The following is a 12,842-nucleotide window of genomic DNA, read 5'->3' on the forward strand; positions in this document are numbered from 1 at the left end:
GGGTCATCCCTCCAGGCGGAACCAGAGCGCCCCGAGCGGCGGCAGCGTGACGGCGGCCGACGCCGGCCGTCCCGCCCAGGGCGTGTCGACCGCCTCGACCGCGCCCAGATTGCCGACGCCGGAGCCGCCGAACTCCAGCGCATCCGAGTTCAGCACCTCGACCCAGCGGCCGGCTGCGGGCAGTCCGAGCCGGAAGCCCTCGTGCGGCCGGCCGGCGAAGTTGACGACGCAGAGCAGGGGAGTGCGCTCCCGGTCGTAGCGGAGGAACGCGATCACGTTCTCGGCCGCTGCGCCCCCGTCGACCCACTCGAAGCCGCTCGCGTCGTCGTCGAGCTGCCACAGCGACGGCAGCTCGCGGTAGACGCGGTTCAGCCGTGCCACGAACTCGGCGAGCTGGCGGTGCGAGGGCTGATCGAGGATCCACCAGTCGAGCCCGCGCTCCTCGCTCCACTCGGAGAGCTGGCCGAACTCCTGCCCCATGAACAGGAGCTGCTTGCCGGGGTGCGCCCACATGAAGGCCAGGTAAGCGCGCGTGGTGGCGAGCTGCTGCCAGTGGTCGCCCGGCATCTTGCGCACGAGGGAGCCCTTGCCGTGCACGACCTCGTCGTGGCTGATCGGCAGCACGTAGTGCTCGCTGAACGCGTACTGGAACGAGAAGGTGAGCTCGTGGTGGTGGTGCGCCCGGTACAGCGGATCGTGGGCGACGTACTGGAGCGTGTCGTGCATCCAGCCCATGTTCCACTTGTAGCCGAAGCCGAGCCCGCCTGAGGAGGTCGGCGCGGTGACGCCAGGCCACGCCGTCGACTCCTCGGCGATCATCACGATGCCCGCGTTCCGCTTGTACGCGGTCGCCGTCGCCTCCTGGAGGAACGCGATCGCCTCCAGGTGCTCGCGGCCGCCGTGCTCGTTGGGGAGCCATTCACCCTCGGCGCGCGAGTAGTCCAGGTACAGCATCGAGGCGACCGCGTCGACCCGCAGCCCGTCCACGTGGAACTCCTCGAGCCAGAACAGCGCGTTGGCGACCAGGAAGTTCCGCACCCGCGGATTGCCGTAGTCGAAGACGAGCGTGCCCCAGTCGAGCTGCTCGCCGCGCCGCGGGTCGGCGTGCTCGTAGAGGGGTTCGCCGTCGAAGCGGGCGAGGGCCCACTCGTCCTTCGGGAAGTGGCCTGGGACCCAGTCCATGATCACGCCGATGCCGGCCTGATGCAGCCGGTCGATGAGGTACCGGAGGTCGTCGGGCGTGCCGAAGCGACTCGTGGCCGCGTAGTAGCCCGTCACCTGGTACCCCCAGGACCCGCCGAAGGGGTGCTCGGCGAGCGGGAGGAACTCGACGTGGGTGTAGCCGAGCCAGTCGAGGTACTCGATGAGCTCGTCGGCGACGTCGCGGTAGCCGCGCCCGGGGCGCCACGAGCCGAGGTGGAGCTCGTAGATGCTCATCGGGCGCTCGTGGACCGAGTGCGCGGCCCGCTCGGCGAGCCACGCGGCGTCGCCCCAGCGGTGCTCGCTCGTCGAGACCACCGAGGCCGTCGCCGGCGCGTGCTCGGCTTGCCTGGCCATGGGATCGGCCTTCATGATCCAGCTGCCGTCCGCGGTGAGCAGCTCGAACTTGTACCGTGCGCCGGCCTCGACGCCCGGGACGAACAGCTCCCAGACGCCGCTCGCGCCCATGCTGCGCATGGCGTGCCCGCGGCCGTCCCAGCGGTTGAAGTCGCCGACGACGCGCACGGCGCGCGCCCTCGGCGCCCACACCGTGAACGCGGTCCCGGTGACGGTCGCCCCGGTGCCGCGGTGGCTGCGGAGGTGGGCGCCGAGCGCGCGCCAGAGCTCCTCGTGCCGTCCTTCGCCGATGAGGTGCAGGTCGAGCTCGCCGATGGTGGGCTCGAAGCGGTACGGGTCGTCGGCGGTCCACTCGCTGCCGTCGGCGTACCGGGCGCGGAGGAGATACCCGCTCGGCGCGCCGTCGTCGCCGCCCGACCAGATCCCCTCGCCGAGATGACGGAGCGGGATGACCCGGCCGTCGTCGAGGAGCGCGTCCACGGAGTCTGCGAGCGGTCGGCGCGCCCGGATCAGGGTGCGCGCAGCGCCGGGCGTCTCGCCGCCGTGCTGGCCGAGCACGGCGTGCGGGTCGGCCGAGCGACCCTCGGCGACGGCGGTCAGGAGCTCGTGCGGGACGGCGTCAGTCATGGGCGATCCTCTCCGAGGCATCCGCGGCGCGAGGCCGCACGTGCAGCACGTGCGCCGGCCGGGTGAACGCGTCGAGCCGGACGTAGGCGTCCGCGCCCCACTCCCAGTGCTGTCCCGTCACGAGGTCCTCGACGTCGAAGGTGCTGCCCGGCGGCAGGCCGAGCGCGTCGAGCTCGAGGTGCACGGTCGTCTCGCGCACGGAGTGCGGGTCGACGTTCGCGACGACGATCAGCGTGTCGTCCGCCCCGGTGCCGGTGAACTCGGCGGCGAGCCGCTTCGAGTAGACGAGGACGGCCTCGTCGTCGCTGCGGTGCACGTGCAGGTTGCGGAGCTGGCCGAGAGCGGGGTGCTCGGCTCGGATGCGGTTCAGGATGCCGAGGTAGAGCGCGAGCGAGCGGCCCTCCGACTCGGCGAGCGCGAAGTCCCGGGGCTTGTACTCGTACTTCTCGTTGTCGATGGCCTCCTCCGCGCCGGGCCGGGCGACGGACTCGAACAGCTCGAAGCCCGAGTAGACGCCCCACGTGGGGGCGGCGGTCGCGGCGATCGTCGCCCGGACGGTGAACGCCGCCGGGCCGCCGAACTGCAGGTACTCGGTGAGGATGTCGGGGGTGTTCACGAACAGGTTCGGCCGCAGGAAGTCGGCCGTGTCCCGGGCGAGGCCGAGCAGGAACTCCTCGAGCTCCTCCTTCGTGTTCCGCCAGGTGAAGTACGTGTAGGACTGCTGGAACCCCGCCATGGCGAGCGCCTGCAGCATGGCCGGCCGGGTGAACGCCTCGGCGAGGAAGACGACGTCGGGCTCCTCGGCGTTCACCGTGGCGATCAGGCGCTCCCAGAACGCGAGCGGTTTGGTGTGCGGGTTGTCGACGCGGAAGATGCGGATGCCCTGGGCGATCCAGTGGTGCACGATCCGCAGGACCTCGGCGAAGAGGCCCTCCGGGTCGTCGTCGAAGTTCACTGGGTAGATGTCCTGGTACTTCTTCGGCGGGTTCTCCGCGTAGCGGATGGTGCCGTCGGGCAGCACGGTGAACCACTCCGGGTGGTCCGCGACCCAGGGATGGTCCGGGGAGGCCTGCAGGGCGAGGTCGAGGGCGACCTCGATGCCCCGCGCGGCGGCCTCGCGCACGAAGCGGCGGAAGTCGGCGAGCGTGCCGAGATCGGGGTGGATCGCGTCGTGCCCGCCCGGGGTGCCGTCGGCGAGCGGTCCGCCGATCGCCCAGGGCGAGCCGGGGTCGTGCGGCCCGGGGTCGAGGGTGTTGTTGCGCCCCTTGCGGTTCGTGACCCCGATCGGATGGATCGGCGGGAGGTACACGACGTCGAATCCCATCGCCGCGATGCCGTCGAGGCGCTTCACCGCGGTGCGGAAGGTGCCCGATTTCCAGCTGCCGTCGGGGCGCCGTTTCGCGCCCTCCGAGCGGGGGAAGAACTCGTACCAGCTGCCGACCCCGGCCCGGCGGCGTTCCACGAGCAGCTCGCGCTCGGGGGAGTCGCCCGCGAGGCGGCTGAGCGGTCGCAGCTCGAACTCCGCGAGGGCCGGGTCGTCGACGAGACCGCGGCGCTCCGCGGGATCGAGCTGCGGATCGCGCAGCCGGGCCGCGAGCGCGGCGATCGCCCGTCGGGCGGCGGCCGGTCGCTCCCGCTCGGCTGCCGCGCGGTCGAGGAGCCGGGCGCCGAGCTCGTACATGAGGTCGACGTCGACGCCCGCGTCGATCTTCACGGCGGCATCGTGCCGCCACGTGCCGATCTCGTCGTCGAAGCCGGTGACGTGCCAGTGCCAGCGGCCGGTCTCGTCGAGCTGCACCTCGGCGGTCCAGCGGTCGGTGCCCGACCCGGCGGTCCGCATCCGTCGGCGCAGGACGCGCCCGCTCGGCGCGGTGAGCACGAGGAGCGCCCCCACGAGGTCGTGCCCTTCCCGGAAGACCGTCGCCCCGAACGGCACCACCTCGCCCTCGAACGCCTTCGGATGCCAGCGCGGGTCTGGCAGGGCCGGGGTGAGCCCGGTCACGGGGATGCGGTCGGCGGCGAGGCGGAACGTCACCCTCCGAACGTTAGCGCAGCCCGGTTTCGACACGCTCGGCGGTGAGCGGTGATGCGGAGTTCACACAGCGGACACGAGGGCCTCCTAGTCTGAGGGGGTGAAGTCGATCCGGAAGTTCACCGTCCGTGCCGTCGTCCCCGAGCGTCTCGCCGCGCTCGAGAAACTCGCGGCGAACCTCCGCTGGGCGTGGCACGAGCCGACGCGCCGGCTGTTCGAGCACATCGACCCGGAGGCGTGGGCGCGTTCCGAGCACGACCCGGTGACGTTCCTCGGCGAGGTCGAGCCCGCCCGGCTCGAGCAGCTCGCCGCCGACGACGAGTTCGTCGCCCGCGCCGAACGCGAGCAGGCCGAACTCGACGCGTATCTCGGTGAACCGCGGTGGTATCAGCGGCTCGAGGGGGAGCGGCCGGAGCTCGTGGCGTACTTCTCGCCGGAGTACGGCATCGCGGCGGCCCTACCGCAGTACTCGGGCGGCCTCGGCATCCTCGCCGGCGACCATCTGAAGGCCGCCTCCGACCTCGGCGTCCCGCTCGTGGCCGTCGGCCTCTTCTACCGCACCGGGTACTTCTCGCAATCGCTCTCGCCCGACGGCTGGCAGGAGGAGCGCTATCCCGCGCTCGACCCCGACGGGCTGCCGCTCGCGGTGCTCCGCCGGCCCGACGGCAGCGCGGTGCAGGTCTCCCTCGCACTGCCCGACGGCGGCACCCTGACCGCGCGGGTCTGGCGCGCGGCGGTGGGCCGGGTCACCCTGCTGCTGCTCGACACCGACGTCCCCGCGAACGGCGACGAGCTCCGCGGCGTCACCGACCGGCTGTACGGCGGGGGCAGCGAGCACCGGCTCCTGCAGGAACTGCTGCTCGGCATCGGCGGGGTGCGGGCGCTGCGCGCCTGGAGCGAGCTCGTTGGCGCGCCCGAGCCCGAGGTGTTCCACATGAACGAGGGGCATGCCGGTTTCCTCGGCCTCGAGCGCATCTCCGCCGCGATCGGCGAGGGGCTCACGTTCCCCGAGGCGCTGCAGCTCGTGCGCGGCGGCACCGTGTTCACGACGCACACCCCGGTGCCCGCCGGTATCGACCGCTTCGACCGTGCGCTGGTGGAGCGCTACGTCACCTCCGAGCTGCTGCCCGGCGTCGCCCCCGCCGACGCGCTCGCCCTCGGCGTCGAACCCGGTGCCGACCCCGCGACGAGCGCGTTCAACATGGCGGTGATGGGGCTGCGCCTCGCGCAGCACGCGAACGGCGTCTCCGAACTGCACGGACGGGTGAGCCGCCGCATGTTCGCCGATCTCTGGCCGGGATTCGACGCCGAGGAGGTGCCGATCACCTCCGTGACGAACGGCGTGCACGCGCCCAGCTGGACCGACCCCGCGCTCATCGCGCTCGCCGAACGCACCCTCGGCACCGACGACAGCGAACACGCCGACTGGCAGAACCCCGCCCTCGGCGACGCCGAGCTCTGGGCCGTGAAGCGCGAGATGCGCGCGCGACTCGTCGACGAGGCGCGGCGCCGCCTCGTCGCGAGCTGGCAGGAGCAGCATCCCGGCGGCCAGGCACCCGAGTGGATGAGCCGAGCACTCGACCCCGACGTGCTGACCGTCGGTTTCGCCCGACGGGTGCCGACGTACAAGCGACTCACCCTCATGCTGCAGGACCCGGAGCGCTTCGCCGCGATCCTCACGGACCCGGTGCGCCCCGTGCAGTTCGTCATCGCCGGCAAGGCGCACCCGGCCGACGACGAGGGCAAACGGCTCATCCAACGGCTCGTGCAGTTCGCCGCCCGACCGGAGCTGCGGGAACGCATCGTCTTCCTGCCCGACTACGACATCGGCATGGCCGAACTCCTCTACCCGGGCTGCGACGTCTGGCTGAACACCCCGCTGCGGCCGCTCGAGGCCTGTGGCACCTCCGGCATGAAAGCGGCGATGAACGCCGCGCTGAACCTCTCCATCCTCGACGGCTGGTGGGCCGAGTACGCCTCGGACGACTTCGGCTGGGTCATCCCTTCCGCGGACTCGGCGGGCGATGAGGGCGAGCGCGACGAGCGGGAGGCCGCAGCGCTCTACGAACTGCTCGAGCACCGGATCGTCCCGGCCTTCTACGACCGGCCGGACCCCGCGGAGTCCGCCGGGTTCTTCGAGCGCGACGCCGACGGCGTCCCGGGGGAGTGGCTCCGGATGCTGCGCGCCACCCTCACCCGGCTCGTCCCGGAGCTCGGGGCCGACCGGATGGTGCGCGAGTACGTCGAGCGGCTCTACGGCCCCGCGGCCGAGCGACGCCGGGCCCTCGTCGCCGACGGTGCGCGGGGCGCCAGGGATCTCGCCGCGTGGAGCGCCAGAGTGCGCGCCGCCTGGCCGGAGGTGCGCGTGCTGCACGTCGAGTCCGGCGGGCTCGATCAGCCCGCGGTCGGCGACGAACTGCACGTGCGCGCCGAGCTCGCCCTCGGCGGCCTCGACGACACCGACGTCGCCGTCGAGCTCGTCTCCGGCCGCAGCCGAGCCGACGACTCCCTCGCCGAACCGCGGACGACCCGGCTCGCGCGGCTCGGCGACGGAGCGTACGGCGGCACCGTCACGCTCGACCGCGCCGGCGCCTTCGGCTACACGGTGCGCGTCGTGCCCTCGAACCCGCTGCTCGCGGGGCCGGCCGAACTCGGCCTCGTCGCGCTCGCCGAGGGCTGAGGCCGGGTCAGCGCGCGCGGGCGATCGGCGCGTAGCTCCCGGCGGTCACGCGGAGGAGGTCGTCGGGCGCGAGCTCGAGGTCGAAGCCGCGTCGCCCGCCGGAGACGAGGATCGACTCGAAGAGGATCGCGGTCTCGTCGAGCACCGTCGGCAGCGCCGCCTTCTGGCCGATCGGACTGATGCCGCCGACGACGTACCCGGTCTTCCGCTCCGCGAGGGCGGGGTCGGCCATCTCCGCCCGTTTGCCCCCGACCGCCTGCGCGAGCGCCTTCAGGTCGAGCTGCTCGGCGACCGGCACGATGCCGACCACCAGGGCGCCGTCGACGGACGCCAGCAGGGTCTTGAACACGCGCTCGGGCTCGACGCCGAGCTTCTCCGCCGCCTCGAGGCCGAACGCCGCGGCACGGGGGTCGTGATCGTAGGCCCGCGGCACGAACGCGACTCCCGCCGCGGTGAGCGCCACCGTCGCCGGGGTGCCGGCCGCGGGTTCGGCGCGCCTGGCCATCAGACGGCTCCGCTCTCGGGCTCGGCGCCCTCCGGCTCGGCTCGCAGCAGCTGCATCGACCATGCGGCGACCGGCAGCCCGGCGCCCGGCGCGAGCGTCCGAGCGACGGCCTCGGGCTCCTCCAGTGCCGAGTCCCAGAGCAGCGTGTAGCCGGCGACGCCCGCGTGCGCGGGCAGCACCACCTCAGTGTCCTCGGAACGGGCGTGCACGACGAGCAGGATGCGGTTCGGCGGCTCGTGCTCCGGCGTCGAAGCGGCGAGGTACTGCAGCGTGCGCTCGGCCGGCGAATTCCAGTCGTCGATGCCCATCGACTCGCCCTCGGCGTTGTACCAGTCCATCTGCGTCGCGCTCGGCGTCGTCTCGCCGAACACGCCGTAGCGGACCGGGCGGAGGGCCGGGTTCTCCGCGCGGAGGCGGATGAGCGCCCTGGCCGTGCGGTGCAGCGCAGCAGCCGACTGCGGCCGGTCCTCGTCCGACCACGCCAGCCAGGTCAGCGGCGAGTCGTGGCAGTACGCGTTGTTGTTGCCGCGCTGCGTCCGCCCGTACTCGTCGCCCGCGGTGAGCATGGGAACGCCCGCCGAGAGCAGCAGGGTGCCGAGGAGGTTCCGGATGCTGCGCCGCCGCGCGGCGCGCACCTCGGGGTCCGCGGCCTCGCCCTCGACCCCGTGGTTGTACGAGCGGTTGTGATCGGCGCCGTCGCGGTTGTCCTCGCCGTTGCCGAGGTTGTGCTTGACGTCGTACGCGGTCAGGTCCGCGAGGGTGAAGCCGTCATGGGCGGTGATGAAGTTCAGGCTCGCGAGCGGGCCCCGCTCCGGCGAGAAGGTGTTCGCCGAGCCCGCGAGCCGTGTCGCGAAGCGACCGATCCCGCTGCCCGCCGAACCCGTCTCGCGCTCCTGGCGCAGATCCGTCAGCCAGAAGTCGCGCATGCGGTCGCGATAGCGGTCGTTCCACTCGCTGAATCCGGCGGGGAAGCCGCCCGTGCGCCAGCCGTCGGGACCGAGGTCCCACGGCTCCGCGATGAGCTTCGACGCGCCGATCACCGGATCGTCGAGCATCCCGCGCAGCAGCGGGTGCTCCGGGGTGAACGCGCCGTGGTCGTCGCGGCCGAGGGTCGCGGCCAGGTCCAGCCGGAACCCGTCGACGCCGAGCTCGCCCGCCCAGTACCGCATCGAGTCGAGCGCGAGACGCACCGTCTGCTCCCGGCCGAAGTCGAGCGTGTTGCCGCACCCGGTCGTGTCGACGTAGCGGCCGTGCGCGTCGTGCCGATAGTAGGCGGCGTTGTCGATGCCGCGGAAGCTGTACGTCGGCCCCTCGCGGTGCTCCTCCGCAGTGTGGTTGTAGACGACGTCGAGCACGAGCTCGAGGCCCGCCTCGTGCAGGCGCCGCACCATCCCCGCGAACTCGCGTCGCACCCCCGCAGCGCCCTCCGCCTGCGCCGCCGCGCTCGCGTACGCGCCGTGCGGCGCGAAGAAGCCGAGCGTGTTGTAGCCCCAGGCGTTCACCCGCCCCTGCCGGACGAGCCGCTCCTCCGAGACGAAGGCGTGCACGGGCAGCAGCTCGACCGTCGTCACCCCGAGATCGCGCAGGTAGTCGAGCGAGGCGTCGTGCGCGAGCCCGGCGTAGGTGCCGCGCAACGCCTCGGGCACCGCCGGATTGCGCTTACTGAAGCCGCGCACGTGGGTCTCGTACACGACGGTGCGATCGAGCGGGATCCGAGGCGCGGCCACGCCGCCCCACTCGAAGCCGTCGCCGTCGCCCAAGCGGCCGAGCGCGACCCCGCGCCAGGACCCGGCGTCGGCGCGCACCAGCCCCCGCGCGTAGGGGTCGAGCAGATCGTGCACGGGGTTGAAGGCGTGCTCCACGCCGGCCGGCCCGTCCACCCGGATCGCATACCGCGCGCCGGGCGTGAGCGCGCCCGAACGCCCCGACCAGACACCGTGCTCGTCGCGCTCCAGCGCGACCCGGTCGACCGCCCACTCCAGATCCCCGTCGTCGAAGACGACGAGCTCCACCGCCGAGGCATGCGCCGACCAGATGCGCACCGCACCGCCGTCGACGCCGGGGGAGGCGCCGAGCTCGCGCAGGGGATCGGGGGCCGACATGCGATCTACAGTAGTTCGTGGACCACATGCCACCGGCAGGAGAGGAGAGCGGCGTGCCCGTCTACCTCGACCATGCCGCGACGACCCCCATGCGGCCCGAAGCCGTCGCCGCACTCACCGCCGCGCTCGCCACGGTCGGCAACCCGGCGTCGATCCACAGCGCCGGCCAGCGCGCCAAACGCTCCCTCGAGGAGTCCCGCGCCGTCGTCGCCGCGACCCTCGACGCCGACCCCATCGAGCTCGTCTTCACCGGGAACGGCACCGAGGCGATCAACCTCGCCATCAAAGGCCTCTACTGGCAGCGTCAGCACGACGCCGTCAGGCCGCGGATCGTGCTGCCCGCCGGCGAGCACCACGCCACCCTCGACACCGTCGAATGGCTCGCCGCCCACGAGGGCGCAGAGATCGTCGAGCTCCCGGTCGACGAGCTCGGCCGCCTCGACATCGACGCGCTCGCCGCGGAGCTCGAGGCCGACGCCGGGCGGATCGCACTCGTCACGATGCTCTGGGCGAACAACGAGGTGGGCACGGTGCAGTCGGTGGCCCGGGTCGCCGAGCTGACGGCCGCTGCGGGCGTGCCGCTCCACCTCGACGCGGTCGCGGCCTACGGGCAGTTGCCCGTCGGCCTTCACGCCTTGCGCCGCGAGACGGGCGCCAAGCCGGGCGAGGGACTCGTCGCGATCAGCGTCTCGGCGCACAAGATCGGCGGACCGGCCGGCATCGGCGCCCTCGTGCTCGACCGCACCGGACGTATCGAGCCGCTCATCCACGGCGGCGGACAGCAGCGGCGGGTGCGCTCGGGCACGCAGGATGTCGCGGCGGCGGCGTCCTTCGCGGCCGCCGCGGAGACGGTGGCGCTCCGGCTCGAGGACGACGCCGCCCGCATGGCGGCGCTCCGCGACCGGCTCATCGAGGGCGTCGCCGAGGCGGTGCCCAGTGCGGTGCTGTCGGGCGACCCCGCGCCCGCCGGCCGCCTGCCCGGAAACGCGCACTTCGCCTTCCCGGGCTGCGAGGGCGATTCGCTGCTCTTCCTCCTCGACGCCGCCGGCGTCGCGGTCTCGACCGGCTCGGCATGCCAGGCCGGGGTTCCCGAGCCCTCCCACGTGCTGCTCGCGATGGGCCGCAGCGAGAGCGAGGCGCGCGGTGCGCTCCGCATCACCCTCGGCCACGACTCGAGCGAGGCCGACGTCGACGCCTTCCTCGCGGCGCTGCCGGCGGCCCACGAGCGGGCGGCCAAGGCCGGGCTCGCCGCCCGCCGCACCTCCTTCGATCGCTGAGGCCGGCGCGCGGCATCCGTGCCGAGCCCGACCGATCCGCGCCATCCGGCCGCCGCCCAGCCGTGACTTCGTAGACTGGGACGCATGCGAGTGCTAGCAGCCATGTCCGGGGGCGTCGACAGCGCCGTCGCCGCGGCGCGCGCGGTCGAGGCCGGCCACGACGTCGTCGGCGTGCACCTCGCGCTCAGCCGCATGCCGGGCACGCTCCGTACCGGCAGTCGCGGCTGCTGCACGATCGAGGACTCGATGGACGCCCAGCGCGTCGCGAACCTGTTGGAGATCCCGTACTACGTCTGGGACTTCTCCGAGCGCTTCAAGGAGGACGTCGTCGACGACTTCGTCGCCGAGTACACCGCCGGGCGCACGCCGAACCCCTGCATGCGCTGCAACGAGCGCATCAAGTTCGCCGCGCTGCTCGAGAAGGCGCTCGCGCTCGGCTTCGACGCCGTCGTCACCGGCCACTACGCGAAGGTGCTGCCGGGCGCCTCGGGCGAGCTGGAGCTGCATCGCGCGAGCGCCGAGGCCAAGGACCAGAGCTACGTGCTCGGCGTGCTCACTGCGGAGCAGCTCGCGCACGCCTGGTTCCCGCTCGGCGACACCCCGTCGAAGGAGCTCGTGCGCCAGGAGGCGGAGCGACGCGGGCTCGCGGTCGCGCGCAAGCCCGACTCCTACGACATCTGCTTCATCCCCGACGGCGACACCAAGGGCTGGCTCGCCGATCGCGTGGGCGAGACCCCCGGCGACATCGTCGACCGCACCGGCGCCGTCGTCGGCAGCCACGACGGCGCGCACGCGTACACGGTCGGCCAGCGCCGCGGCCTCCGCCTCGGCACGCCGGCGCCCGACGGGCGGCCCCGCTTCGTGCTCGAGGTGCGGCCGAAGGAGAACACCGTCGTCGTCGGCCCGAAGGAGGCGCTCGCCACGGCCGAGATCGCCGGGTCGCGGTTCAGCTGGGCCGGGCTCGACCCCGTCGCCTCCGGGCTCGTCGCCGCCGACGGCGAGGACTTCGACTGCGAGGTGCAGATCCGGGCGCACGCCGACCCGGTGCCCGCGGTCGCCCGCATCGATCGCGACGACGACGGCTCGGCGGAGCTCGTGGTGCGCCCCGCGCAGCCGCTCGACGGCGTCGCGCCCGGCCAGACGGCCGTCGTGTACGTCGGCACGCGGGTGCTCGGGCAGTGCACCATCGACCGCACGGTCAGCGCCGTCCCGGTCGGCGCGTAGATGGGCGAACCCGAGCTCGCGGGCCAGCGACCCGAGGCCGAGGTCGTGCGGCCGGCGAAGGTGCTCGAGCTCGCCGCAGGACGCCCGACGACCCCGCTGTGGCGGAACGAGGCGGGCGGACTGACCTTCCGCATCGAGGGCGAGCGCGCGAGCGTCGTGAAGTGGAACCCGCCCGGCTCGGGCGAGTCGCTCGCCGACGAGGCCGAGCGGCTGCGCTGGCTCGCGGGCCGGCTGCCGGCGCCGCAGGTACTCGAGGTGGGAGCGGATGCCTCCGGCGAATGGCTGCTGAGCGAGGCCATCCCTGCCCGGTCCGCCGTCGACGAGCGCTGGCTGGCCGAGCCGGGCGCCGCGGTGCGGGCGATCGCGGAGGGGCTCCGGCGGCTGCACGCGCTCGAGCTGGCCGACTGCCCGTACGACTGGGGCGTCGCGCACCGGCTCGACGTCCTGCGCCGCGACGGCCTGCCGGTGCCGGCGGAGCTGCGCGACCCGCCGCCGGTCGAGCCCGTCGTCTGCCACGGCGATCCGTGCGCGCCGAACACGCTGCTCGGCGACGACGGCCGCTTCGCGGCGATCGTCGATGCGGCCAGGCTCGGCGTCGCGGACCGCTGGGCCGACCTCGCGGTGGCGAGCCTGAGCCTCGACTGGAACTACGGGCCGGGCTGGCAGCCGACGTTCTTCGCCGCGTACGGCGTCGAGCCCGACGAGCCACGGCTCGCCTACTACCGCGCCCTCTGGGACGCCGAGTGAGTGTCGCCGGTCCTCCGTAGGATTGGCCTGTGAGCGAGACGAATGCGGCGAGCGAGACCACGACTGCGAGCGAGTTCCCGGCCGATTTCGA

The 12,842-nt window shown here is 73.4% G+C and carries 8 protein-coding genes; 4 read left to right on the top strand and 4 right to left on the bottom strand.

The window, feature by feature from the left end:
- Nucleotides 1-3: 3 nt before the first annotated feature.
- Both glgB and IEY71_RS08670 read right to left on the bottom strand, forming a co-directional pair.
- Complete coding sequence (glgB, locus tag IEY71_RS08665; RefSeq protein WP_189084811.1) at nucleotides 4-2,184, bottom strand: 1,4-alpha-glucan branching protein GlgB; 2,181 nt, start codon at nucleotides 2,182-2,184, stop codon at nucleotides 4-6.
- Nucleotides 2,177-4,219 carry a maltotransferase domain-containing protein gene (locus tag IEY71_RS08670; protein ID WP_229781599.1) on the bottom strand — a complete coding sequence of 681 codons (2,043 nt, stop codon included), beginning with the start codon at nucleotides 4,217-4,219 and terminating at the stop codon, nucleotides 2,177-2,179. The genes glgB and IEY71_RS08670 overlap by 8 nt, the downstream gene beginning before the upstream one ends.
- 97 nt (nucleotides 4,220-4,316) lie before the next feature.
- Between IEY71_RS08670 and glgP the strand changes: the two genes are divergently transcribed.
- On the top strand, nucleotides 4,317-6,896 hold the full coding sequence (gene glgP / locus IEY71_RS08675) for an alpha-glucan family phosphorylase (RefSeq protein WP_189084813.1): 2,580 nt from the start codon (nucleotides 4,317-4,319) through the stop codon (nucleotides 6,894-6,896).
- A gap of 7 nt (nucleotides 6,897-6,903) precedes the next feature.
- Here the strand turns inward: glgP and ybaK are convergent, their stop codons facing one another.
- Both ybaK and glgX read right to left on the bottom strand, forming a co-directional pair.
- Complete coding sequence (gene ybaK, locus IEY71_RS08680; protein WP_189084814.1) at nucleotides 6,904-7,401, bottom strand: Cys-tRNA(Pro) deacylase; 498 nt, start codon at nucleotides 7,399-7,401, stop codon at nucleotides 6,904-6,906.
- Complete coding sequence (gene glgX / locus IEY71_RS08685) at nucleotides 7,401-9,503, bottom strand: glycogen debranching protein GlgX (RefSeq protein ID WP_189084815.1); 2,103 nt, start codon at nucleotides 9,501-9,503, stop codon at nucleotides 7,401-7,403. Before glgX ends, ybaK begins: the two co-directional genes overlap by 1 nt.
- Nucleotides 9,504-9,556: 53 nt before the next feature.
- Here glgX and IEY71_RS08690 point away from each other — a divergent pair, with 53 nt between their 5' ends.
- The 3 genes from IEY71_RS08690 to IEY71_RS08700 all read left to right on the top strand — a co-directional run bounded on the left by IEY71_RS08690 (nucleotide 9,557) and on the right by IEY71_RS08700 (nucleotide 12,751).
- Nucleotides 9,557-10,780 carry a cysteine desulfurase family protein gene (locus IEY71_RS08690; RefSeq protein ID WP_189085146.1) on the top strand — a complete coding sequence of 408 codons (1,224 nt, stop codon included), beginning with the start codon at nucleotides 9,557-9,559 and terminating at the stop codon, nucleotides 10,778-10,780.
- Between the two features lie 84 nt (nucleotides 10,781-10,864).
- Nucleotides 10,865-12,004 carry a tRNA 2-thiouridine(34) synthase MnmA gene (gene mnmA, locus IEY71_RS08695; RefSeq protein ID WP_189084816.1) on the top strand — a complete coding sequence of 380 codons (1,140 nt, stop codon included), beginning with the start codon at nucleotides 10,865-10,867 and terminating at the stop codon, nucleotides 12,002-12,004.
- Complete coding sequence (locus IEY71_RS08700) at nucleotides 12,005-12,751, top strand: aminoglycoside 3'-phosphotransferase (RefSeq protein ID WP_189084817.1); 747 nt, start codon at nucleotides 12,005-12,007, stop codon at nucleotides 12,749-12,751. It begins immediately after the preceding gene.
- Nucleotides 12,752-12,842 lie beyond the last annotated feature (91 nt).

The organism is Agromyces mediolanus (genome assembly GCF_014648575.1).
GTDB classification, from domain to species: domain Bacteria; phylum Actinomycetota; class Actinomycetes; order Actinomycetales; family Microbacteriaceae; genus Agromyces; species Agromyces mediolanus.

Excerpts from the sequence above, each read along its gene's own strand:
- IEY71_RS08700 (WP_189084817.1), top strand. The coding sequence starts at position 12,005 with ATGGGCGAACCCGAGCTCGCGGGCCAGCGACCCGAGGCCGAGGTCGTG.
- mnmA (WP_189084816.1), top strand. The coding sequence starts at position 10,865 with ATGCGAGTGCTAGCAGCCATGTCCGGGGGCGTCGACAGCGCCGTCGCC.
- glgB (WP_189084811.1), bottom strand. The coding sequence starts at position 2,184 with ATGACTGACGCCGTCCCGCACGAGCTCCTGACCGCCGTCGCCGAGGGT.
- glgX (WP_189084815.1), bottom strand. The coding sequence starts at position 9,503 with ATGTCGGCCCCCGATCCCCTGCGCGAGCTCGGCGCCTCCCCCGGCGTC.
- ybaK (WP_189084814.1), bottom strand. The coding sequence starts at position 7,401 with ATGGCCAGGCGCGCCGAACCCGCGGCCGGCACCCCGGCGACGGTGGCG.